The sequence below is a fragment of the Paenibacillus taichungensis genome (assembly GCF_050994985.1).
Classification (GTDB): domain Bacteria; phylum Bacillota; class Bacilli; order Paenibacillales; family Paenibacillaceae; genus Paenibacillus; species Paenibacillus taichungensis.
On sequence record NZ_CP194720.1, the window covers coordinates 6,466,100 to 6,489,652 of the forward strand.

Annotated in this window: 16 protein-coding genes; 12 read left to right on the forward strand and 4 right to left on the reverse strand. The window is 48.3% G+C overall.

Going from position 1 to position 23,553, the window contains the following annotated elements:
* The first annotated feature begins 154 nt into the window (after positions 1-154).
* A complete protein-coding gene (locus tag ACR1R9_RS29180; RefSeq protein WP_063567354.1) occupies positions 155-1,108 on the forward strand; it encodes a nucleoside hydrolase in 954 nt (317 codons plus the stop codon).
* Between the two features lie 161 nt (positions 1,109-1,269).
* Here the strand turns inward: ACR1R9_RS29180 and ACR1R9_RS29185 are convergent, their stop codons facing one another.
* From ACR1R9_RS29185 to ACR1R9_RS29195, 3 genes are all read right to left on the reverse strand, one after another.
* Positions 1,270-2,988 (reverse strand): methyl-accepting chemotaxis protein, encoded by a 1,719-nt coding sequence (locus tag ACR1R9_RS29185; protein WP_433922112.1) that lies wholly within the window; start codon positions 2,986-2,988, stop codon positions 1,270-1,272.
* A 277-nt stretch (positions 2,989-3,265) separates the two neighbouring features.
* Positions 3,266-3,997, reverse strand: a complete 732-nt coding sequence (locus ACR1R9_RS29190) for a DUF3105 domain-containing protein (protein ID WP_433922111.1) — start codon at positions 3,995-3,997, stop codon at positions 3,266-3,268.
* A gap of 274 nt (positions 3,998-4,271) precedes the next feature.
* Positions 4,272-5,195 carry a hypothetical protein gene (locus ACR1R9_RS29195; protein ID WP_433922110.1) on the reverse strand — a complete coding sequence of 308 codons (924 nt, stop codon included), beginning with the start codon at positions 5,193-5,195 and terminating at the stop codon, positions 4,272-4,274.
* A gap of 303 nt (positions 5,196-5,498) precedes the next feature.
* Here ACR1R9_RS29195 and efeO point away from each other — a divergent pair, with 303 nt between their 5' ends.
* Genes efeO through ACR1R9_RS29210 form a run of 3 tightly spaced genes read left to right on the forward strand, consistent with a single transcriptional unit; the run spans position 5,499 to position 9,587 of the window.
* Positions 5,499-6,395 carry an iron uptake system protein EfeO gene (efeO, locus tag ACR1R9_RS29200; protein ID WP_099857328.1) on the forward strand — a complete coding sequence of 299 codons (897 nt, stop codon included), beginning with the start codon at positions 5,499-5,501 and terminating at the stop codon, positions 6,393-6,395.
* A 4-nt stretch (positions 6,396-6,399) separates the two neighbouring features.
* Positions 6,400-7,674 carry an iron uptake transporter deferrochelatase/peroxidase subunit gene (efeB, locus tag ACR1R9_RS29205; RefSeq protein WP_433922109.1) on the forward strand — a complete coding sequence of 425 codons (1,275 nt, stop codon included), beginning with the start codon at positions 6,400-6,402 and terminating at the stop codon, positions 7,672-7,674.
* A 14-nt stretch (positions 7,675-7,688) separates the two neighbouring features.
* Entirely contained in the window at positions 7,689-9,587 is a 1,899-nt protein-coding gene (locus ACR1R9_RS29210; RefSeq protein ID WP_433922108.1) for an FTR1 family iron permease, read from the forward strand.
* A 164-nt stretch (positions 9,588-9,751) separates the two neighbouring features.
* On the opposite strand, the gene ACR1R9_RS29215 is transcribed toward ACR1R9_RS29210, so the two are convergent.
* On the reverse strand, positions 9,752-10,813 hold the full coding sequence (locus ACR1R9_RS29215; RefSeq protein WP_433922107.1) for a LacI family DNA-binding transcriptional regulator: 1,062 nt from the start codon (positions 10,811-10,813) through the stop codon (positions 9,752-9,754).
* Between the two features lie 506 nt (positions 10,814-11,319).
* Here ACR1R9_RS29215 and ACR1R9_RS29220 point away from each other — a divergent pair.
* The 8 genes from ACR1R9_RS29220 (at position 11,320) to ACR1R9_RS29255 (ending at position 23,338) form a co-directional block, all read left to right on the forward strand.
* Complete coding sequence (locus tag ACR1R9_RS29220; protein ID WP_326066890.1) at positions 11,320-12,213, forward strand: ABC transporter permease; 894 nt, start codon at positions 11,320-11,322, stop codon at positions 12,211-12,213.
* A gap of 16 nt (positions 12,214-12,229) precedes the next feature.
* Complete coding sequence (locus ACR1R9_RS29225; RefSeq protein WP_433922106.1) at positions 12,230-13,111, forward strand: carbohydrate ABC transporter permease; 882 nt, start codon at positions 12,230-12,232, stop codon at positions 13,109-13,111.
* Between the two features lie 56 nt (positions 13,112-13,167).
* Positions 13,168-14,775 carry an ABC transporter substrate-binding protein gene (locus ACR1R9_RS29230; protein ID WP_076287466.1) on the forward strand — a complete coding sequence of 536 codons (1,608 nt, stop codon included), beginning with the start codon at positions 13,168-13,170 and terminating at the stop codon, positions 14,773-14,775.
* A gap of 98 nt (positions 14,776-14,873) precedes the next feature.
* Positions 14,874-16,355, forward strand: coding sequence for a glycoside hydrolase family 32 protein (locus tag ACR1R9_RS29235; protein ID WP_433922105.1), 1,482 nt, complete (start codon positions 14,874-14,876; stop codon positions 16,353-16,355).
* A 19-nt stretch (positions 16,356-16,374) separates the two neighbouring features.
* Positions 16,375-17,265, forward strand: a complete 891-nt coding sequence (locus tag ACR1R9_RS29240) for an ROK family protein (protein WP_433922104.1) — start codon at positions 16,375-16,377, stop codon at positions 17,263-17,265.
* 278 nt (positions 17,266-17,543) lie between these two features.
* Positions 17,544-21,212, forward strand: a complete 3,669-nt coding sequence (locus tag ACR1R9_RS29245) for a GH32 C-terminal domain-containing protein (RefSeq protein WP_433923781.1) — start codon at positions 17,544-17,546, stop codon at positions 21,210-21,212.
* A 204-nt stretch (positions 21,213-21,416) separates the two neighbouring features.
* Positions 21,417-21,761: a Na-translocating system protein MpsC family protein gene (locus ACR1R9_RS29250; protein ID WP_024632855.1), complete on the forward strand. Its 345-nt coding sequence runs from the start codon at positions 21,417-21,419 to the stop codon at positions 21,759-21,761.
* A gap of 506 nt (positions 21,762-22,267) precedes the next feature.
* Positions 22,268-23,338 carry an ABC transporter substrate-binding protein gene (locus ACR1R9_RS29255; protein ID WP_076287717.1) on the forward strand — a complete coding sequence of 357 codons (1,071 nt, stop codon included), beginning with the start codon at positions 22,268-22,270 and terminating at the stop codon, positions 23,336-23,338.
* Positions 23,339-23,553 lie beyond the last annotated feature (215 nt).

Here is a 23,553-nt window from a genome sequence, read left to right on the forward strand (position 1 = left end):
ATATCCGCAAAAACAAACCTGCCCGCTATTTTCTTTGTACGAGGAAGGTTTACGTGGCCAAGGGTTTTGGGACATAATAGAGGTAACGTCAGCCTTAGGCAGACGGATGGGATGAACATCAATGGGACAACCAGGGGGAAGGATGAAAACAAGCATGACGAACCAACTTAATGTGTACTTTAACCATGACGGCGGCGTGGATGACCTCGTATCGCTGTTCATGCTTCTGCAAATGGACAATGTAAATGTAACCGGTGTATCGGTTATTCCGGCAGACGGATATCTGGAGCCAGCTACAGATGCCAGCCGTAAAATTATCGATCGCTTCGGCACATATTCTGTAGAGGTAGCGAAATCCAACTCCAGAGGGAAGAATCCGTTTCCTGCGGCGTGGAGATTGCATTCCTTCTATGTAGATGCACTTCCAGTACTGAACGAATCCGGCAAAATGGAAGCTCCTTTGTCTGCCGTTCCGGCTCACCAGCATCTGATTGAGAAAGTGCGCAACACCGAAGGCAAAACGCTGCTCCTGTTCACAGGACCGCTGACTGATCTTGCGCGTGCACTGGACGAAGCACCGGACATTGAAGAGAAAATCGACAAGCTTGTATGGATGGGTGGAACGTTCGAAAGAGGGAACGTTGAAGAGCCTGAGCATGATGGTACAGCAGAATGGAACGTATTCTGGGACCCGGAAGCGGCTTACCGTGTATGGCAGAGCGGCATCCAGATTGATCTGGTAGCCCTGGAAAGCACGAACAAAGTACCTTTGACACCTGCTGTACGTAACCGTTGGGCTGCAGAGCGCCGCTTTGAAGGCGTTGACTTCCTGGGTAACTGTTACGCAGGATGTCCGCCACTGGTATACAGTGAAACGAACTCCACGTATTATCTGTGGGATGTGTTGACTACGGCTTCCGTTGGACGTGAGGACATCGTGAAGAAGAAAACGGTGAACTGTATTGTTATCCCGGATGGTCCAAGCCAAGGCCGTACGGTGGAACAAGCAGACGGACGTCCAGTACAACTTGTGTATGATACTGATCCAGAAGCGTTCTTCACATACATGACGGATTTGGGCAAAAAAGCTGCTCCGCAGCGTTATTAATTCAGGCAGCCGCAAGGCCAGCCTCCATTAAATTGACAACAATAAAAAGCCGCAGGCAGAGTGAGCAGGAATGGGGTAAACCCCATGTTCCTGTTCCCTGCATTGCGGCTTTTTTTGTATTCATCCGGTGGGCTCCATGGATTGCCCATCTACAATCGGATTTATATTTTGAATCGGCTTATCAACCCATTCAATTCACTGGACAACACACGAAGGGATTCCGCAGATGTGCTCATCTCATCCATCGATTTCAGCTGCCCGTCAGTTGCGGCGGAAACCTCCTGAATGCTGGAAGAAGACTTGCGCGAAATATGTTCCATATCCTCAACGGAGGCGGATACCTCTTCGGCACTGGCGGAGAGCTGTTCGGAAGCGGCGGACACTTCGTGCAGACGTTCATTCATCGTCTCAATGCCGGAATGAATGGACGTGAACGAACGTCCTGCTTCTTGTACAACAGCAAGACCGGCCTGAACTTCTGAGGTACTGGCCGACATATGCGAAGATAAAACGGCAGTCTGACGCGTCATTTCGGCGATCAGTTCAGTCACATGCTGGGAAGATTGCTCTGATTCCCCCGCAAGCTTCCGAACCTCGGAAGCAACAACGGCGAATCCGCTGCCATGTTCCCCGGCCCGAGCAGCTTCAATGCTTGCATTCAATGCCAGCAGACTGGTCTGGGAAGCGATGCCCTTCATCATGTGGGCTACCGATTCAATTTTGCTGGAGTATTGCGCAAGCTGGGAGGTAGATGCTTCCATCTGTGTGTTGGCCTGATGGATTTTGTCCATGCGGTCAATCGCTGTGTTGATGTTGGTCTGACCCTGTATCGCGTTATGGGTCGTCTCCTCGGATACATCAGCCACCATGGAAGATGAATTCGCAATATGCTGCATGCTGCGTGTAATTTCCTCCATTGCTACAGTAACTTCGCCTGCCCGTGCAACCTGCTCCGCAGCGCCTTTGGCTGTGTGGTCTGTGTGCTCAGCAATGCGCTGGCTGGCTTCCGCTGTCGCCAGCGAGTGTCTGGATACCCCTTCGGCTGCTTGCAACAGGGAATCGGAGCTTTTGCGGATACCTGTCATGACATCTCGTGTATCTGTGACCAGATGTTTGAACTCCGAAGCCAGTTGTCCAACCTCATCCTTCCGTCCAAGCTCGACATCGACGGTCAGATCACCTTTGCCCACCTCAGCAATGATCTTCTTCAGTTTCACCAGAGGACGGGTCAAATAATGAGCAAATCCATAGACCAGCAGCACGCTGAGTAATACGATGGCAAGGGCAGTCCAGATCATGGTCATCCGATTGCGTGTCATTAACTCGTAGACGGCAGTGGAGTCGAGGTCGGCGCCAACCAGACCAAGCAGTTCCCCATTAACCCCATGAATCGGTACATAGGCTGTAATCGTCGCGCCGTACTCATCCTGGGTCAGATCGCCCCGGAAAGGTTCGTTTTGCGCAAAGGCTTGCAGCATTCCCGCATATTGGTTCTCTTCAGGGGACCCGTAGGGAGAGAAATCATCCTCTTCCACATCCGGAGCAGCGCCATCCACTACGTAATAATACGATGCGGCTCCGTTCTCTTCACGCTTACCAAGTGTATACAGATACTTCAACCCATTGGCCTGACGAAGCTGGCTGAGTTGTTCGCGCAAGGTATCGTAATACTCGGTTTGATCCTGTCCTGTACTGAGCGGCGCATACAGGGAGGTGTCGATGGATTGTGCTGCTCGTTCGGCAACAGCCTGTGCCTGCATGCCCATTGATTGTTCAACCAGCTGTGCAGATGAGCGATACATAGTAATGCCAAGAACGGCTCCTGCCGCCAGCATCAGACAGGAAAAAAATAAAAAGATACGCATAAACAAACTGTTCATTAGTAGAAATGTTCCCCCTTGATATGTAGGACTATGAATTCTTATATTGAAGTTGGATGAATCGTCTTATTGGGAATGCGTTTCCTACTTTGCTAACGTACATATATGTATTTCATTTCTATTTAAAATATCGGCATCTGCATGATAAAGAATTAGCCCCCGGATCAAGTAGATCCAGGAGCTTATCTTGTTTGAAACGTATAAATGGATATCTCATCTCATGGACTCCCCTTGATTGAAGGAACCCTTTGCTGTTATTACTACAAAGATGGGGGCTTTACATCGTCCCGCCACCCTGGCGGATGGAGGCAGGGATCTTCTCTGGTCCTTGGTTAATATATTTATTAATAAAAGTGCCTACTTTGGCATCATCGAATTGGTCCAGCTTCATGGTTTTGGTCCATGCCGTCACAACGACCTCACTACCCTCAGGGATGTCCTTGTTCGGCACTGCCAGGATACCTGATCCAGCTTTGCGGAACTTGGCAAGGTATTTCAGATGCTCTTTCAGCTCATCACTTGCACTCTCACGGTAATAAATGATGATATCTCCATGCTCCAGATTATGTACCAGATATGGATAGCCGGGGAAATCGGTGTAAAATCCAAACTTGATATCATGCGGGTTATGAGGCCCTGACGTTGGGATGGTCATCTCATATTGAATCGGCTCTTCTGTATGATCAGCTCCGTAGTATTTATCGTCAGTCACTTCGATCGCAGCACCGGCATTCAGATCCGCAACATCATACTTGGTAAGTGCGCCCTGCATGAAGAAAAGAACAAACGCAATGATCGACACCCCCAGTAGTGCATGTGCACCCAGGCGGATGGATCGGGTTTTCTTTTTAATCACGGCTCGTTCATTCTTCTTCATATGTGCCAGTACAGACTTCTGGGTGCGTGCAGTCCAGATATAAGCTGCGATGGAGAACAATAGAACGATTGCTCCAACGATAAGCCATAGGTAGGATGTGCCTGCCTCGTGCTCCATTTGCATATGATTCATATTCATGTCCATATCGATTCCCTCTACCCTTCTTAATAAAATGAATGATCACAACGATTCACTACAAAATGTAGTGTTGATGACAATGGTGCAGATCAGATATAAGCATGGAGCGCTTCTTACCTCATATCCTTACGTAAAAAAGGACATACCTTTTACACTACACATTATAGTGTATGGAACGTAACGAGTGCAATCTGCTGACGTTGAAAACAAAAGAAGACCCTCCTCGCATGAGCAGGGAGAGCCTTCGTAAGAGCTTTTGAACTAGATGCTACATACGACCAAATGGAGAGAACATAAGGCTGATCAATCCCATGATCATTGTGGCCAACAAGCGATATAAAATATAAAACAATACAACATTGGCAATCAACACGCTGTACATGCTATCGATGGCTGCCTTCGTACGATTCAGCGGATACTGGAACAGTACCGTGTTAAGAGATACAAAGATAATCAAAAACGAGACAACGAGGAAGAAGATAGCGATGGAATACGAGATAACAATAAACAGATTCGCCAGGACGAGCGACGCTACAGCGGGCACAAGCAATGTACCGAACTGGGCAACCAGTGTTTTGGGGCGGAACGTTATTTTTTCAATCTTCAAAATGGCATACATCAATGCGATAGCTACGACCAAAGAAATGGCGGTGAACAACAGCGGTCTGATAAACCCGCCAATGAACAATCCGTCCATATCCATCCGGCCGAAAGTAATCAAAAAGTATGTAGAGGATAGAACCGCAATCAGAGCCATCGTGATCCAGCCGTTAAGAGAATGCTGTTCACCAACAGTTTTCATAGTTTGATAAGGACGGGTGAGCACACTAAGGAAATAGGATAGATACTGTTTGCTTACTTCTTTGGCTTGCTGAACTTTCTCATTTTGTACGATGTTATTCCACTGATTGGTGTTGTTGTCTCCTGAAGCTGAAGCGCCCTCTGTGCCGGAAGAGTCTGAAGATTCGGAAACATGTTGTACAGGTCTGGGAGCAGAAGGTGTGTTGGAAGAAATGGGAGCGTGAGAAGGTGTCGCCTGTGTGCTCGACCAACGGGTATATTCAGGTTCGGCAGCAGCGGATTGTTGATCCTGAGCGGAATCTGCAGTAGGGGAGGAAGGGGTTAGATTAGAGCCGCACCTCTCGCAAAAACTGGCATTTCCATTTTCATGATTACATACTGGGCATTTCATGGCATAAGCCTCCAATTTCATAAATTAAAATAATCTAGACATTTTGTCTCATTTTAACGGCTGATGACGAAGTTTGTCTATGTTTTCAAGGGAATTAATACCCGGTATTTTCCACCTGAGTATGTGGTTAAACCGGTCCCCTTATTTTCATATTGACATAAGTATGCGCCGGAATTATGATGTCTTTACCGAAATTGATAATCATTATCATTAAATGAACGTTAATCTAAGGGTTTGTACTCATCGACATATTTATCGTAGGTGTACAACCATATCAGTTTAACCAATGGGGAGTGTATCGTGTTGAAAAAAATATTGGCACTGCCGGCTGTTGTGCTGGCAACTTCGGTTTTACTCGCCGCTTGCGGCAATAATGAAGCTGGTTCGGACAAGCAGGCGGAAACGCCCGTTGCTCAAAGCGAAAATCAAACTTCCACAGATACCACGGATGCAGCAGATCAGGAAGCTGCCGGAAGTGATTATACAACCGCAGTGGATGGCTATCGCGCGTTTGCAATCGAGCAGATCGATGAATTCGTGAAGCAAACGGAGAAGTTCACCGATGCCGTGAAAGCTGGTGATCTGGAGACTGCCAAATCATTATATGCACCAGCTCGTATGTATTATGAACGCATTGAACCAGTAGCCGAAGCACTTGGGGATCTGGACCCGAATATCGATGCTCGTGACGGGGATGTGGAGGCTGCCGACTGGCGTGGATTCCACCGGATTGAGAAAGCACTTTGGGAAGACAAGACGACCGAAGGCATGACTGACTTTGCGGATACATTGTTAAGTGATGCGAAGCTCCTGCGTGCCAAAGTCGAGACGATGGACATCGATGCGAGTCTAATGGTAACGGGTGCGGTAGAACTGCTGAATGAGGTTTCCTCCAGTAAGGTAACGGGTGAAGAAGAACGTTATTCCCATACGGATCTGTATGATTTTGCAGCGAATGTAGAGGGAGCACGCGAGATATATAACCTGTTTAAGGATGATCTGGCTGCCAAAGACAAAGATCTGAATCAGCAAATTGCGGACCGATTCGATGCGCTCGAGAAAGAACTTGCTCCATTCAAGGATGGAGACGGGTACGTTTCCTATGAGAAGCTGAAGGATGAGGACGTGAAGAAGCTGAGTCAGAACCTGGATGCATTGGCTGAGCCACTGTCGAACATGGGACAGGTACTGGGAGTGTAGAACGATGACCGAGCAGAAAAAGGATTCGCTGAAAAAGCCGTTGTCACGGCGTGAAATGCTGAAGCTGACCGGCGTGGCCGGATTGGGTCTGCTCTTGGGCGGAGGCGGTGCCAGCGGTCTGATGGCGTTGGGCCGCAAAAGCAGTTCGGCGGCATTGGATGTGAACACGCCGGACAAAGCACTGCCCTTCTATGGCAAGCACCAGGCAGGCATTATTACCCCGGCTCAAGATTTCATCTGCTTTGCCGCCTTTGATGTGACGGCGGGAAGTGCGGATGACCTCCGCCGTCTGTTCAAGAACTGGACGGCGGCCGCCGTTGCCATGGCCGCCGGAGAGATGATTGGCGAACATAATACAACGCTGAATACCCCCCCTACCGATACGGGCGAAGCGGCAGGCCTGACACCGTCACGAACTACGTTGACGTTTGGTGTGGGGCCATCTTTGTTTGACGGGCGCTTCGGGCTGCAGGGCCGGAAGCCCAAGGGCCTGCGCGATCTGCCGGCATTCGCCGGAGATGCGCTGGACCCGCAGTGGTGTGGTGGCGACCTGTGCGTGCAAGTCTGCGCAGACGATATGCAGGTCGCCTTCCATGCTATCCGCAATCTCGCGCGCATCGCACGCGGGCATGCGGTATTGCGCTGGACGCAGGAAGGTTTCCAGCGCACAGGCCGAGCTGACCCTGCGGGTGGAACACCGCGCAACTTGCTCGGCTTTAAGGATGGCACCGGCAATCCGGATACAACGGATGCCGTGCTGATGGACCAGACCGTCTGGGCGCAGCCGGCTGACGGTCCGGGGTGGATGGCCGGCGGCAGCTATATGGCCGTCCGCCGGGTTCGCATGCGTGTGGAGGTGTGGGACCGCTCCACATTGAAAGACCAGGAGGCGACTTTTGGACGCCACCGGGACAGCGGAGCGCCGCTCGGCAGCCGCGGGGAGTTCGATCCGGTAGATCTGAAGGCCAAGTCTGCCGATGGGCAGCCTGTCATTCCTGCAACGTCACATCTGCGTCTCGCCAAGGGAGATGGCAGTCAGCAAATTTTACGCCGCTCCTACTCGTATTCGAGTGGGCTCGATGCCAAGACCGGACAGCTGGATGCAGGTTTGCTGTTCATTAGCTATCAACGGGACCTGGAGAAACAGTTTATTCCGATTCAGAAACGACTGGCAAAGAACGATAAGCTGAATGAATATACCGTGCACACAGGCAGTGCTGTATTTGCCTGTTTTCCTGGGATTACGAATGGCGGATATATTGGGGACACCTTAATTTAATGGGGAGGATGACAATGATGGGCAGGATCACAGATCGGAAGGCGCAGAAGCGGCTGCTGTACAAAGGAAGGTTGATGCGTTCCTTGCTGATGCTGCTGGTGTTCCTGATGGTGGGGTCCGGGGTGATTCGTTTGCCGGGCATGTCACACGCTTCTGCTGAGGGGCTCCAAAACAAAGAGCAGTCTGTGCAAAAACAACTGGATAGTCTGTTGCCGCCTGTGGGCAGCGCCTTGGTTGAAGTCGGACAGGGCAAGCTGGCAGAAGCGACGGAGGATGTCGCTGAATTCCGGCAACTGTGGGATACTGCCAGCACGTTGGTGCCGGAGCAGAACGCAGATCAGGTTGCGACGGCCGCCAGCGTTGTAAGTGATGCCCTGTCCAAAACGGAACAGGCACTGTCTGGCAAGGATTCTGATGCTGCCAAGAAAGCACTGGCTGATCTTGCCCGTGCGACCAATCAGTACATTGAGGCGTTTCAGGGTGCGGAAGAGAGCAGCGATGCAGGCCGTAAAGCGGCCGAAAGGCTGTTGCCGGACGCACGTAAAAGTTTGAGTTCAATGGAACAGGGCGATTGGACCCAGGCAGAGCTTGCCTATAAACGGATTGTTACGGCCTGGAAAGGCACCGAAGCTCCGATCCGCCAGGATCATTTTGGTGTATACAGCCAGTTGGAGAAAGACATCAGCCTAATTCGTATTTCAATGCAGGCCGAACCCCGCAAGGAAGAACAGGCAACAGAGCGTATGCAGGAACTGGTCACGTTGCTCACAGACTATAGTGCAGGGACACTCAAGGAAGGGGAAGTTGAGGATACGTCAGCATCCTCTGGTGTTTCTTCTTTGTCCGACCTGCTGAAATTACTGGAGCAAGTAGAGCAGCAGATTCAAGCGGGGGATACGACTTCTGCCGCATCGGGATTGGAGCAGTTTATTGTGTCCTGGCCTTTGGTTGAAGGTCAGGTACAGATATCATCTCCAGCTTCATATACGGCCATTGAGAATGAAATGGCGGAAGCATCCGGATATGTCGTCTCCAATCCGCCAAATACGGTGAAGGCAACCGAGGTTGTAACCCGAATGATCCATCGGCTGGAGCCGTTAACGGCTACTACCTCATATACGGCATGGGATGCAGCATTGATTCTGCTTCGCGAAGGATTGGAGGCCATTCTGGTACTGGCTGCATTGCTCGCTTATGCCAAGAAGAGTGGCGAGACTGCGGCCCGGCGCTGGATCTGGGCTGGTGCCGGTAGTGGTCTGCTGCTTAGTGCGGCGCTGGCCGTTGTACTGTCGCTGACCCTTGCTGTGGCATCATCGGGTAGCACACGGGAGATGATTGAGGGGTATACGGGGCTTGCAGCCGTTGTACTAATGTTGACGGTTGGGCATTGGATGCATAGCAAATCAAATACCCGCTCCTGGAATAGTTATGTACAGCGACAGGTAGGTGGTGCACTGGCAAGGGGGAGTCTGTGGTCACTCTTTGCCGTGGCGGGACTCGCCATATTGCGAGAAGGTGCGGAGACTGCGATCTTTTATATTGGTATGGCGCCTGCAATTGAGACCTCGCAGATGTTGATCGGCATGGGGGCAGCATTGCTCATCCTGATTGTATTGGCTGTGGCCATTATTCAGTTCAGTGTACGTCTGCCTGTACGATGGTTTTTCCTGACCGCTACGCTGCTGATTTATTATCTGGTATTTCGTTTCCTTGGAGAGAGCATACACTCCCTTCAAGTTTCGGCAACCCTTGGGGCCCATGTCGAACCGAGTCTGCCGACGATGGGCTGGCTTGGCATGTATCCGACATGGGAGACCTTTATTCCACAACTCGTTGTGCTGGTCTTTATGATCTTCAATTTGATTCGTACAGAGGTACGTTCAGCTAAAGGATCATCCAAGGCATCCGTGTAGCACGGAGCTACGAATCCCGATAAGAGGCTGCGTCCTGTTCGCATCATATTGTGACTGCTATAATCGAAGGGATCTATAAGTCCCTATAAAAAAAGCCGTATCCTTCACGTTCTATTCTGCGTGAAAGATATGGCTTTTTATTTTTAAGAGATCTATGAGATAGGTTAAACGGTCTGTGGATTGGACTTCATCATTGTGGGTGTGGACTCCCGTATGATCGGTTTGGTCACGATATGCGAGACCTGATAAGGCTGGGATGGATTGTCAATCCGGGATAATAGCATCTCCGCAGCCTTGATTCCCATTTCGTTACTGTAGATATGCACAGTTGTTAATGGAGGCTCAATAATTCGTGATTCAGGCGCATTATCGAATCCGCATATGACAATATCCTGCGGTACAGTAACATTCCTCGCTCTCAACGCTCTGATCAGTTCGACTGCGATAAAGTCGTTGGCACATACATACGCATCAGGCAGCGACTTCAGCTCAGCTACCCGCTCGTTTAACCAGCCTGGCTTCGAGAAGAACAGGCGGTCATCATCCACAATGCATTGGGATGGATCGACCTGCAGCCCCGCTTCCAGCATGGCCCGCTGGTATCCTACCCAACGTTCATTGAAGCTCTTGCAATGATTGTAATCCCCGGCAAATCCAATTTGGTTGTAGCCACTCTCAATTAATTTTCTGGTTAACTGATACGTGCTGTGCTCGTTCTCCATTAGCAGCAAATCGGCATGAAATTCCGGATAACAGATGTCGGAAGCGCTATCGATGAAGATCGTGGGAATTCCAAGATCGGTAATAAGCTGAGTATATTTGAGATCGAACAATTCAATGCAAATGATACCGTCCACGTTGGAAATATCAAAATTGTTGGGAAGTGTAAGTGAATCCTGATCAACCTCACGCACGATATGAATGGAGAGATTGTAGCCCTCTGCGCTGATTCTTTTCTCCAGACCACTGATTAACATCGAACCAAAGTGAGATGTATTGGGCAGATTTTCCGTTAACAGGGCGATATTGCTTGGAGCCTTGGTTAGAATATGCTCATTTTCCATATAGGCAAACTGTTTATATTTAAGTTCAATTGCTTTTTTAATTACACGATTACGTGTCTCATCCGGGATATTTCCGCTATCATTCAAGGCTTTGGAAGCTGTATTCCGGGAGATGCCCAAAGCATCCGCGATGTCCTGTATCGTGACTTTTTCTTTTGCCATCTAGTGCTTCACCTCTAATGATCATATGGTCGTCGATAGTATTATCTTAGTCAAATGTATAATAGATCGGAACAAATAGCAATCGCGATTTTACATATGCACAATTTAGTTTACGTTTTTAATTCAGATAATGCGCTATTATTTGTATTCAGTAGTTTCGTTGCAAATGGTAATTAGTTCGAAGTATCCTGCTGATGATAAGAGGGGTGACAGGTTGAAGAGGAATAAATAAACGTTGTATATACAATTTAATGTACATTTCGAACTCGAAAAACATACAAAATGAGATCAAATGCACAATTATTTTTTACATAATGTATTGACTAATGCCTAGATTACCTGCTAAATTGTAAATTATTAAATGAGCAATTGTAAATATTGAAAGCCCTTACTACAAACAATTGTCAACTTCAGGAATGAACGGAGGTCATGTGTTGGATAACACAGTGGATACCAAAAAGGGTACAGGAAGGGCGTTGAAAGAGAGGACATCGACCGGTCACAGGATGCAGCAGTTCAAAAAGAATTATTTTTTGTACTTGTTACTCGCACCAGCTCTGATCCTGACCCTTATCTTCAAATACATCCCGATGTACGGAGCCATTATTGCATTTAAGGATTTTAGTCCGATCAAAGGTATCATGGGCAGTGAGTGGGTAGGCTTGAAGCATTTTGAGAAGTTTTTAGCTTCGCCCAATTTTGATGTCATTTTTATGAATACGCTTAAACTCAGCTTTTTCGGATTGATCTTTAGCTTTCCGGTCCCGATCTTGCTTGCTCTCATGCTCAATCAGGTACGTAAAGCCGGAGTGAAGAAAAACATCCAATTGTTTCTGTATGCCCCCAACTTCATCTCGGTGGTCGTCGTTGTAGGTATGCTGTTCATCTTTCTATCCCCAACAGGGCCGATCAATCAGATAGCCACAGCAATTACAGGGCATCCCATTATGTTTATGTCCGAACCGGAATATTTCCGTTGGATATACATTTTGTCGGATATCTGGACCGGGGCGGGTTGGGCTTCTATCATCTATGTCGCTGCTTTGGCCAATGTCGATCCGGAACTTCACAATGCAGCCAATCTGGATGGAGCGAATCTCATTCAACGTATTCGCCACATCGACCTTCCGACGATTCGACCGATTATGGCCATCGTATTTATTCTTGCCGCTGGCGGGATCATGTCGATTGGATTTGAGAAGGCCTACCTGATGCAGACGTCCATGAACCTGCCTTCCTCCGAAATCATTGCCACGTATGTCTACAAGGTGGGCTTGCAGTCCGGAGATTACGCTTATTCTGCGGCAGTGGGATTGTTCAACTCGGTCATCAATGTCATTTTGCTGGTGACTGTGAATCTGATCGTGAAGAAATTGAATGAAGGCGAAGGCCTCTATTAGGAAAGGAGTGTTATCCATGGTTATCAAACATACGGGACTGGATCGTCTGATCCTCGCACTGAACGCGATTTTTCTTACCTGTGCCGTACTGGTTGTGGTTGTCCCCCTGATTTATATCGTGGTTGCCTCATTCATGGACCCAACGGTGCTGCTGAACCGTGGACTGTCCTTCAATGTATCCGACTGGAGTCTGGATGGGTATCAGATGATTTTGTCCAATCCAGCCATGATTCGAGGGTTTGCTAATGCGGTGCTGTACTCGGTTTCTTTTGCACTCGTGACGGTGACCGTTTCGATATTTGCAGGGTATGCCTTGTCTGATGAAAGGCTGGCTGGGCGAGGATTTTTCATGATTATATTTATCATCACGATGTTCTTCGGTGGCGGTTTGATCCCGACCTATCTGCTTGTTCGTAATCTCGGCATGCTGGACACGGTATGGGCCATTATCATCCCAGGCGCAGTCAATGTCTGGAACATCATTCTCTCCAGAACCTTCTTCAAAGGGGTACCGCGAGAACTGAAAGAAGCCGCCAATGTGGATGGTGCCTCCGAGATGAAGATTTTCTTCCAGATCGTTATTCCGTTGTCGAAACCTATCATTTTTGTCCTCGCGTTGTACGCGTTTGTGGGGCAGTGGAATTCCTATTTTGACGCCATGATCTATCTGGATAATCCAAACCTCCATCCTTTACAGCTCGTACTGCGCTCCATTCTGATTCAGAATCAGGCTGCGCCGGGCATGATTAGTGATCAGCTTGCCATGGCGGAACTGAAACGGCTCTCGGAAATGATCAAATATTCAGCCATTGTCATTTCGAGTCTACCACTCATCATCATGTATCCGTTCTTTCAGAAATATTTCGAAAAAGGTGTCATGGTAGGTTCACTCAAATAGTGAACAGCCTGAAATAAAGCACGTTCGACCCAACACAATCCACGGAGGTCATTATTATGAAAAAAGTGAACAAGTCCAGAAAAGCCGCTACAACGGCATCCATCTCCATGTTGTCAGCCATGCTCCTGCTCTCGGCGTGTGGTGGGGGAGGAGGCGGTGCGGCAAGTGAAGCCCAGTCACCTGATGGCAAAGTGACATTGAATTTTATAACACAGAGTTCTCCGCTGGCCCCTGCTGATCCGAACGAGAAGCTGATTAACAAGCGACTTGAAGAGAAAACCAATGTGCATATCAACTGGAAGAACTATACGAGTGACGTATTTGCAGAGAAAAGAAACCTGGCGGTAGCCAGCGGTGATTTGCCTGATGCCATCTTTGACGCAGGTTATGGGGATTATGATCTCCTGAAACTGGCGAAGGATGGGGCCATCATTCCACTGGAGGACATGATTGAGCAATACATGCCGAACCTGCAAAAGGTGCTGGAGGAAGCTCCTGAATACAAGAGCATGATTACGGCTCCAGACGGACATATTTATTCCTTTCCCTGGATTGAGGAGCTCGGAAGTGGCAAGCAGCGCATACAGGCGGTGGATGACTTACCTTGGATCAACGTGGAGTGGCTGAACAAGCTCGGACTGAAGATGCCAACGACAACCGAAGAACTGAAACAAGTGCTGATTGCGTTCAAAACTCAGGACCCGAACGGCAATGGCAAGGCTGACGAAATTCCGTTGTCCTTCATTAACAAGCCGGGCGGAGAAGATCTGACATTTCTATTTGCAGCATTTGGACTCGGGGAGAACTGGGACCACACGGTGGTGACCAACGATGGAAAAGTGGTCTTCACTGCAGCTGATGAAGGTTACAAAGAAGCGGTCAAATACATTCACGAACTGGTCCAGGAAGGTCTTGTGGATGTGGAAGCATATCAGCAGGATTGGAATACGTATCTGGCCAAGGGCAAAGACAACAAGTATGGCATGTACTTCACTTGGGATAAGGCCAACATTACAGGTATGAATGATACCTATGATGTTCTGCCTCCTGTCGCCGGACCGAATGGAGAAATTAATGTCGCACGTACAAACGGTATCGGTCTAGACCGGGGACGCATGGTTGTTACGAGCAGCAATAAAAATCTGGAATCCACAGCGAAGTGGGTGGACCAATTGTACGATCCGCTCCAGTCCGTGCAGAACAACTGGGGAACTTACGGTGATGAGACACAACAGAATATTTTTGAATTGGATGAAGCTAAAGGCATGCTGAAGCATCTTCCGCTGGAAGGCGCTGCACCTGTTGAGCTCAGACAGAAAACGAGTATTGCAGGACCGCTGGCTATTCTCGACAGTTACTATGACAAATACACAACCAAACCGGAAGATGCTGCGTGGCGTATGGAACTGCTCGATAAATATATGGTTCCACACATGAAAGCAGAAAACGTCTATCCAAGCGTGTTCTTCTCAATCGATGAACTCGACCGCCTTTCCACCATTGAGACTGATCTGTTCGCCTACGTGCTGCGTATGCGCACGGAATGGTATCAGAATGGAAAGATCGATCAGGAGTGGGATGCTTATCTGAAAGAGTTGGATCGTCTTGGCTTGCAAGAGTGGCTGCAGATTAAACAAGCGGGATATGACCGCAACACCCAATAAAACAAACTGGATGAGGGGCTTTGTCGCACATAGCATTAAGTTGCGTGAGTGAAGCAAAGTTACCTCTTCAACGGTTTGAATCAAAGGAGTAAACCAATATGTCTACCATTTCAACAACCGATTACCGGGGCGTCTATCACTTCTCACCCAAGGAGAAGTGGATGAATGACCCAAATGGCATGGTATTTTTCAAAGGTGAGTATCACTTGTTCTATCAGCATCATCCGTTTGGCACAACATGGGGGCCGATGCATTGGGGACACGCGGTGACGAAGGATCTGGTGACCTGGGAAGAGCTTCCTGTGGCTTTGGCGCCGGATGAACTTGGCATGATATTCTCCGGCAGTGCCGTGGTGGACTGGAACAATACGTCTGGATTCTTTGACGATGAGCCAGGACTGGTAGCTATTTTTACCCATCATCAGGAGGTGCCAAACGATCATCCGATCCAGCGGCAGAGCCTCGCATATAGCAAGGATAGTGGAAGAACATGGGTGAAATACGAGGGCAATCCGGTACTGGAGCATGAGTCATTCGTGGATTTCCGTGATCCCAAAGTGTTCTGGCATGAGCAGACCAAGGAATGGATTATGATTATCGCTTGTGGTCAGACGGTATGTCTGTACCATTCTCCCGATCTGAAGGAGTGGACATTGGGCAGTGAATTCGGCGCCGGGATCGGTTCGCATGATGGCGTCTGGGAGTGCCCTGATCTGTTCCCGCTATCCGTGGATGGGGATGCGAGCCAGGAGAAATGGGTGATGCTTGTCAGCATTGGTGCAGATCCGGCCTTCAAGGAAGGCTCCAGAACGCAATACTTCACCGGAGATTTTAATGGGATTACATTTGTTCCTGATGAAGCTTCCCATACCGTTCGCTGGTTTGATCATGGTCGGGATAACTACGCAGGGGTTAGTTGGTCCGACATTCCGGCAGAAGACGGCAGACGCCTGTTTATGGGCTGGATGAGCAACTGGATGTATGCCAATCAGACACCAACCGAAGGTTACCGCGGCGCCATGACCATTGCGAGAGAGCTGACATTGGAGAAAAGGGACGGGGAAGTCCTGCTGGTTCAGCGTCCTGCACGCGAGCTCGAGCACGCCCGCACACCAGTACTATCCTTACAGAATGCTTCCATCAAACAAGTGAGTGAGCAGTTGAACACCTTGGGCCTTGTAAACTATGAGATTGATGCGGAATGGGCTTCTGATCAATCTGTTCAATTTGCATTACGAAGTGGTGCAGACAATGAAACGCTCATCGGTGTGGACGCTAGCCAGAATGAGGTATATGTTGATCGCAGTCGATCGGGTATTAGCAATTTCCATGAACATTTCCTGGGCCGCCATGCAGCGGGATTAAAAGCAGTGGACGGCAACCAACATCTGCGTATTTATGTGGATTACTCATCCGTAGAGGTATTTGCCAATGACGGTCAAGCGGTTATTACGGATCTGATCTATCCGGATGCGGGTTCCGAGGGAATCTCTGTTCAGTCCGAAAATAAGGATGTAGTATTTTCTTCGCTTCATATCTACGAGCTATCCCCCATCCGAGTTGAAGGTCAGTCGGAATAATCGCGAGGGGGACAGTAAGATGCGTATAGGAGCAATAGAAGCCGGTGGAACGAAGTTTGTATGTGGTGTAGGTAACGAGCGAGGGGAAATTGAAGATTGGTGCAGCTTTCCAACGGAACATCCCGAGACCACACTGGCGAAGGTCATCGACTATTTCAGGGACAAAGGAGTGGCGGCGATCGGGATCGGCTCCTTTGGTCCGATTGATCTGCAACGGGGTAGCCCCACCTATGGTTACATTACAACAACGCCCAAGCCAGGGTGGGAAAACTGTAATGTTATTGGATCATTGAAGCGCGAATTCCCGGTTCCCTTCGGATGGGATACGGATGTGAATGCAGCGGCCCTTGGAGAAGTCACGTGGGGAGCAGCGAAGGGACTGGACAATTGTGTGTATTATACGATCGGCACAGGTGTTGGGATTGGACTTGTGGCGGGAGGCAAACGTGTGCATGGATTGCTGCACCCAGAGGGTGGACACATCCGGACGAGACGCCACCCGGAAGATCATTTTGCCGGATTATGTCCGTATCATGGCGATTGCCTGGAGGGAATGGCTGCGGGCCCAGCCATTCAAGCCCGCTGGCAGAGCCCTGGAAGCGAACTCCCGACAGACCACTTGGCCTGGGAGATCGAATCTTTTTACATTGCGGAGTCCATCACAACGGCCATTCTGCTTCACTCCCCTCAAAAGGTCATCTTGGGCGGAGGGGTGATGCAGCAAAGTCATCTGTTTCCCATGATCCGGGATCAGGTTGTACGGAATCTGAATGGTTATGTGAATGCAGCCGCAATAACGCAACATATTGACCAATATATTGTTCAGCCTGGATTGGGCCAGCACGCAGGACTATGCGGCGCCCTCGCATTGGGTATAGAAGCATTGCAGCATGAAACATATGCTTTATAGCGTTTGATATGTATGGACGTCCCAGAAGGGGCGGATGCAGGTTCACTTATCTAAGAGACTGCGCCGTCCTTTGTGGGATTTTTGTTCATCTACTAATATGAAAAGAGGGAATGCTCGTGAAAATCATCTTCCGTTCCATTGGTTATGTTCTATTATCATGTGTCCTTGGATCTTCTTCTGCTGGAGCCTATTCCACAGCATCTGTTAAGGAGACAAATGCCTCGCAAAGGATAGAGCAGACCTCCAAGGAATCAGCAAAACAGGGGGAGACGGTTCAAATGTTAACCAAAGTGTCTAAGGCAATAACGAATTTGTCAGACTGGACATTGCAAGGTAGAGGTAATCTGGAAGATACGGATGAAGGACTTCGTCTGACTTCGGACGCCGGGGAGAATGTGATGGCCATATCGGCCACACGAGCCGATAATTTTATCTATGAAGCTGATTTGATGATTCAGGATATGAAAGCGGATACGAGTCTTATTTTTCGATCCAATGATACAGGCTGGTCTTCATATATGCTGCAAGTGGTTCCCCAGGCTGGTGTGATACGTCTAAGAGATGCCAGTGGAAAGCCGGGAACGTTAAATGTAGAACATAAAGCAAACCTTCAATCTGGAGGTATCTATCATCTGAAAGTGAAAGCGGACGGAGAGAGTCTTCAGGTATATTGGGATAATCGGTATGACCCGGTGATTGATGTGAAAGACAGTACCTACTCATCAGGGAATCTTGGGCTTCATGTGTGGGATGGGTCGGCTTTGTTCCAGAATGTGCAGGTTAGTACCATGAATGGTAATATCGGCAAAACGATCAGCAGCGTAGGTGAATGGCAGCCGGATTTGAAAGGATATAAAGGGAAAGCAAACGCGCAGGGGAAAGGAAGAGTCATCTACGAGAAAGCAGCATCTGATTTTGTATATGAAGGAAATATATCGCTTGCCAATGCGAGTACCTCAGCAGCGCTGCTATTCAGGGCAAATGCAGACGGAACGAAGGGATATGAAGCAGCCCTGATTCGGGAAGGGGAAGAAGTTCGGGTACAACTTCGAAAAGCGGACGGTACAGTGCTCGTCAGCTCGAATCGCAAGTTTCCAAGCCAACCGGGAGCGAGGCATCACATCGAAGTTATAGCCTCGGGCAGCTTGATTCAGGTCTATGTAGATGGGTACACGCCTGCGGCTGTTGAGGTGACAGATAAAAGCTACGCTAATGGAAATGCTGGACTTGTCGTTCAGCAAGGCATCGCTTATTTTCAGGATATCTATGTAACGGAAGAGTCGGCGTACTATAAAGAGAACTATCGTCCCCAGTACCATTATTCTCCGATTCGAGGATCGGCAAGTGATCCAAACGGGCTAGTCTATTACGAAGGAGAATATCATCTGTTTCATCAGGATGGAGGCACCTGGGCTCATGCCGTCAGTTCTGATCTAATAAATTGGAAGCGTTTACCTATCGCGTTGCCCTGGAATGATCAGGGCCATGTATGGTCGGGATCAGCAATTGCTGATCTGAATAATGCCTCCGGTCTGTTCACGGATTCGGGCGGAAAAGGTCTGATTGCGTACTACACTTCCTATCATCCAGATAAACCTGGTGGCAATCAACGTATCGGCCTCGCCTATAGTACTGATCAAGGCCGGAATTGGCAATACGCCAAAGATCGTCCGATTGTCATTGAGAATCCGGGCAGGAATGGTGATGATCCGGGAAGCTGGGATTTCCGTGATCCGAAGGTCGTCCGGGATGAAGATCACAACCGTTGGGTGATGGTGGTGTCCGGCGGGGATCACATCCGGTTCTTTACTTCAACCAATCTGCTCGATTGGACCTTAACTGATAACTTCGGATATGGCGATTATGTTCGAGGTGGTGTGTGGGAGTGTCCCGATCTGATTCAACTGCCTGTAGATGGAACGGGTCAACGTAAGTGGGTGCTAATGATCAGTACAGGGGCCAATCCGAAGACCCAAGGGTCAGATGCGGAATATTTTGTAGGCCAGCTAACAGCTGATGGGAAATTCCTGAACGATCATCGGGCTGGTCAAGTGTTGAGAACGGACTTCGGTAAGGAGTTCTATGCATCGATGTCCTTTTCGAATATGCCGGATCAGCGGAAAGTCATGCTTGCATGGATGACGAACTGGGATTATCCGTTTGAATTCCCAACTTCCTCATGGAAGGGACAACTGACCATACCGAGAGAAGTCTCTCTTCGAACCACGGATGAAGGAATACGTTTGGTGCAAACACCAATCACTGAACTCCAGACACTGCGGCATAACCTGTATAGTGCACAACAAATGGTGGTGGGACCAAAAACAAAAAATCCGCTTGATGGCCTAACGGCGGGTGCGTATGAGATTGAAGCTGAAGTGGAAATCCCAGCTAACAGCTCTGTAACCGAGTTTGGTTTTCAACTGCGTCAAAGAGAAGGGCAGAAGACCACTGTAGGATACAGAGTAAATACGCAGAACATGTTCGTGGATCGCACCGCTTCGGGAGACGTAAGCTTCTCCGACTTATTCACCAAGGTACACGAGGCCCCGTTACAACCTGAAAATCGAAAGGTGAAGTTACGTATATTCGTCGATGAATCCTCTATAGAGGTCTTTGGTAATGATGGCAAGGTGGTCTTCTCGGATGTAATTTTTCCAGATCCGGCGGGAAGGGCAATGGCTTTTTATAGCCTTGGTGGGGAAGTGAAGGTGAGCTCCATGAAGGTGTACGCCTTAGATAACATCTGGAGAAAGAGCACTTCCTCCAAGTCTCAGGTTATTGCAGATATACAAAGAAGAACGGCGAATGTTGGGCAGACACAAACGCTATACGCCACGGTGGAAGGCAGACCCGGAAAAGGCGTCACTCCAGCGTTGAAATGGAAGGTAAGCAATCCTAAAGTGGTGCAAATCATTCATTCTGATAAAACGAAAGCGACGGTTCGAGCTGTGGGTGGAGGCGAAGCACTATTAACGGTATCAACGGCAGACGGCAAAGCTTCTGCCCACATACCGATAACGGTATCCAGTGGCATATTCCATACCAACTTGTCCGGCTGGAAGTCGGATAAATCATCTGCCCAATGGCTTATTTCCAAACAAGGCATACAGGGCAACTATAGTGGAGATACACAATATATCGCACAGGAAACGGCAGGGGATTTTCAATATGATGCTGATCTGACGCTGGGAGCACTGGGTGGAGCAGGGTCTATTGTATTCCGTGCAAGTGAGGATGGACGAAGCGGCTACTATTTGAATATGGACCCAAACCTGAAGTCCATCCGACTATTTTATAAAGTGAATGGAAAAATCGAAAATCGACAGGTACTTGCTCAAATCCCGAGATTCGTTCGTAAAGATCATACGTATCACATCCGGATTCAGGCGAACGGTCCTCGAATTCAGGTTGATGTAGATGGTGAGCGAATTCTGGATCTTCAGGATGGAACGTTTGTCGAAGGACATCTTGGACTTCATGTGTTCGGTGGGAATGTGTCATTCCAGAATGTGAATGCAATCCATAGGAAGAACGCAGAATTGGAGCAGGTGATGATTCATAACGCAGGACGTCCCGTTGCGTTGCAGGCTGTTCCATCTGAAGTAGGAGAAGTGATAAGAGTTGCCGACGAGGCAGAGAGTGCGAGTAAAGGCTTCAAATGGGTACTTGTACCGACAGGCGATGATTCCGGCTCTTACTCCATTCGAACCTTGAGTGGAATGTCTCTTGATTGGGATGTAGGACAGAATCGTATTCAGCTCTATTCGTATCTTGGTTATGCGAATCAACGCTGGAACATTTCAAAGAATGAGGACGGGACGATGCGCGTTACAAGTTCTCATAACGGGAAAGCACTTGGCATATCCGAGGATGGGGCTGAGCTGGTAATGGATGAGTATCGTCAAGAGAATGAGTATCAAAAGTGGGTTATTAAGCAACAATAATAGAGAAAAGGGGTGCAGTTATCTCCAAGCACGCTCACGGTGAACATTTACGAATTGTTTTCGCTAGTTTTATGCCTATCGTTCGCTTTTATGTGTTATTTACATGTTAACTATATCTTTTGGGTTGCCTAAAATCGTAGATATATGTATAATCAATCGTGTTAACACGTCGAACGTACGGTAGTAAATGATGTGGGTGAGTTCATGGAACTGCTGGACAGCAATGAGAGCAAGAAGAAGATGTGCCAGTATTATAACGAAATTTCGAAGGAACTGTTCGGCTTTGGCACCACTCTCCTGAGAGTGACCATTGATCAGAACATTGTGACCTTCTACGCGAAGCACCGACGTTCACCGCGCTCTGACGCCCTGGAAGGGGAGGCCCCCGGCTTGAAGCTGGAAGTGGACTTCCGCATGTCTGTCTTGTATAAGAAGAAATTCAGGGAGAAGTTGGAGCAGCACATGGGTTTGCCAATCGAAGCTGTATTACGGGATTACGATGCGTCCACGCAGTGGGCCATTACGAATGTGATATTGGAACAAGCATAGAATGGATCGACAGGTTCGATGCATGCGTTGCACACAATTCTTATTCATCATTCGGATTCCGAACAATTTCATATGATGGCGTCTGACTTCGGATTGATTCTGAAGCAGAAACCGATGATGTACCGGCAGCGGGTGTCGCTTTCCTTTGTTTACGAAGAAAAGTGTTCTTGTTTATACAAGAATGCTTTTCTTTTTGTTTTTTTAAGTTGAACTATATGAGCCCAACTAACAAATATTCACACTGGCACTCCGATGACAGAACAACCTTCCGATCGCTGTTATTCCCAGATTTCTTTGATTGTATTTAGAAAAGGTGAAATCCGGGAATAAAGGCGAAGCGTATGCTTTCGATGCAGCTTTCTTTCAGAAAGCTTTTAGCTCCGCTACTTCAGGTTTTTTCTGTCCTCTACGTTATTGTGTGAAATTTTTAGTTGAGAATATCAAGTTAGTTCAACTTAATGGTTTGGGTTGTTAAAACACACATATTAGGGGGAATCAGGATCATGATGAAGAAGTGGATTAGCGGTTTGGCAGCAGTGGCAATGACATCAGTATTACTTGCAGGATGCGGCAGCAGTACAGACAACGCAACAGGCGGATCAGGCAGCGGAGGCACGGCGCCAAACAAACTGGTCATCTCCACTTGGGGGTTCTCGGAAGATTTCTTCAATGAAGAAGTATTTGGTCCATTTGAAAAAGAACATAATGTAGACATCGTGCTTGAAGTGGGTAACAACGCTGAGCGTTTGAACAAAATCCGCCAAGGTACATCCAATGTTGATGTGATCTATTTGTCCGATTACTATGCACAACAAGGTATCGATGAAGGTCTGTTTGAGAAAATCGACCGTTCCAAAATTCCAAATGTAAATGACATTTATGATATTGCCAAAGCACCACTTGGTGAAGATTATGGCCCGGCCTACACGGTTGGACAGCTTGGTATCGCTTATAACCCAGACCTCGTTAACAAAGAAGTCACTTCATGGGCTGATCTGTGGGATCCAGCGTTTGCGGGTAACCTGACCATTCCGAACATTACGGCAACAGCAGGCCCAATGGTATTGGATGCAGCTTCACGTGTAGCCGGAAACGAAACATTTAATGAAGATGCAGCTTTTGCGGAACTGAAAAAGTTAAGCAGCAACGTTGTTAAATTTTACACGCAAACCTCCGAATTCGTGAACATGTTCTCCCAGGAAGAGATTGCTGGCGGACCGATTATGGAAATGTACTTCAAAGATTTGAAAGCGGCAGTGCCAAATGCGAAGTTTGTTACGCCTAGCGAAGGTGCGTATGCCGTCATGAATACGATCAATGTCGTGAAAGGCAGCAAGAACAAAGAACTCGCCGAAGAATTCATCAACTGGCAGCTCAGCCAGGATGTACAAACCAAATCCGCCAAAGCTAAAGTGGATTCCCCGGTAAATACAAAAGTTGAATTGAATGCCGAAGAAGCTGAAGGTGTAACGTATGGTGCGGACGTCGTTGGCAAGCTGAACAAGCTGGATATGGAATTTGTGAATCAACAGGCTAAAGCATGGACAGATCGTTGGAACCGCGAGATTGCACAGTAAAACAAGTAGCCGATTGACTTAAAATTTATCTTTTATCTATATAGGTTCCACTAAACTTTTTACACGAGAACGGAGAGGACAGAAATAACTTGAAGATGCGGAGCTAAAAGCTTTCTGAAAGAAAGCTGCATCGAAAGCATACGCTTCGCCTTTATTCCCAGATTTTCCCTTTGAAGAAGGGAATTAAAAAAAATCTGGGGATAACAGCGATCGGA

Coding starts and splice junctions, on each gene's coding strand:
- ACR1R9_RS29180 (WP_063567354.1), top strand. CDS start 155: ATGACGAACCAACTTAATGTGTACTTTAACCATGACGGCGGCGTGGAT.
- ACR1R9_RS29185 (WP_433922112.1), bottom strand. CDS start 2,988: ATGAACAGTTTGTTTATGCGTATCTTTTTATTTTTTTCCTGTCTGATG.
- ACR1R9_RS29190 (WP_433922111.1), bottom strand. CDS start 3,997: ATGAATCATATGCAAATGGAGCACGAGGCAGGCACATCCTACCTATGG.
- ACR1R9_RS29195 (WP_433922110.1), bottom strand. CDS start 5,195: ATGAAATGCCCAGTATGTAATCATGAAAATGGAAATGCCAGTTTTTGC.
- efeB (WP_433922109.1), top strand. CDS start 6,400: ATGACCGAGCAGAAAAAGGATTCGCTGAAAAAGCCGTTGTCACGGCGT.
- ACR1R9_RS29210 (WP_433922108.1), top strand. CDS start 7,689: ATGATGGGCAGGATCACAGATCGGAAGGCGCAGAAGCGGCTGCTGTAC.
- ACR1R9_RS29215 (WP_433922107.1), bottom strand. CDS start 10,813: ATGGCAAAAGAAAAAGTCACGATACAGGACATCGCGGATGCTTTGGGC.
- ACR1R9_RS29220 (WP_326066890.1), top strand. CDS start 11,320: ATGCAGCAGTTCAAAAAGAATTATTTTTTGTACTTGTTACTCGCACCA.
- ACR1R9_RS29225 (WP_433922106.1), top strand. CDS start 12,230: ATGGTTATCAAACATACGGGACTGGATCGTCTGATCCTCGCACTGAAC.
- ACR1R9_RS29230 (WP_076287466.1), top strand. CDS start 13,168: ATGAAAAAAGTGAACAAGTCCAGAAAAGCCGCTACAACGGCATCCATC.
- ACR1R9_RS29235 (WP_433922105.1), top strand. CDS start 14,874: ATGTCTACCATTTCAACAACCGATTACCGGGGCGTCTATCACTTCTCA.
- ACR1R9_RS29240 (WP_433922104.1), top strand. CDS start 16,375: ATGCGTATAGGAGCAATAGAAGCCGGTGGAACGAAGTTTGTATGTGGT.
- ACR1R9_RS29245 (WP_433923781.1), top strand. CDS start 17,544: ATGTTAACCAAAGTGTCTAAGGCAATAACGAATTTGTCAGACTGGACA.
- ACR1R9_RS29250 (WP_024632855.1), top strand. CDS start 21,417: ATGGAACTGCTGGACAGCAATGAGAGCAAGAAGAAGATGTGCCAGTAT.
- ACR1R9_RS29255 (WP_076287717.1), top strand. CDS start 22,268: ATGAAGAAGTGGATTAGCGGTTTGGCAGCAGTGGCAATGACATCAGTA.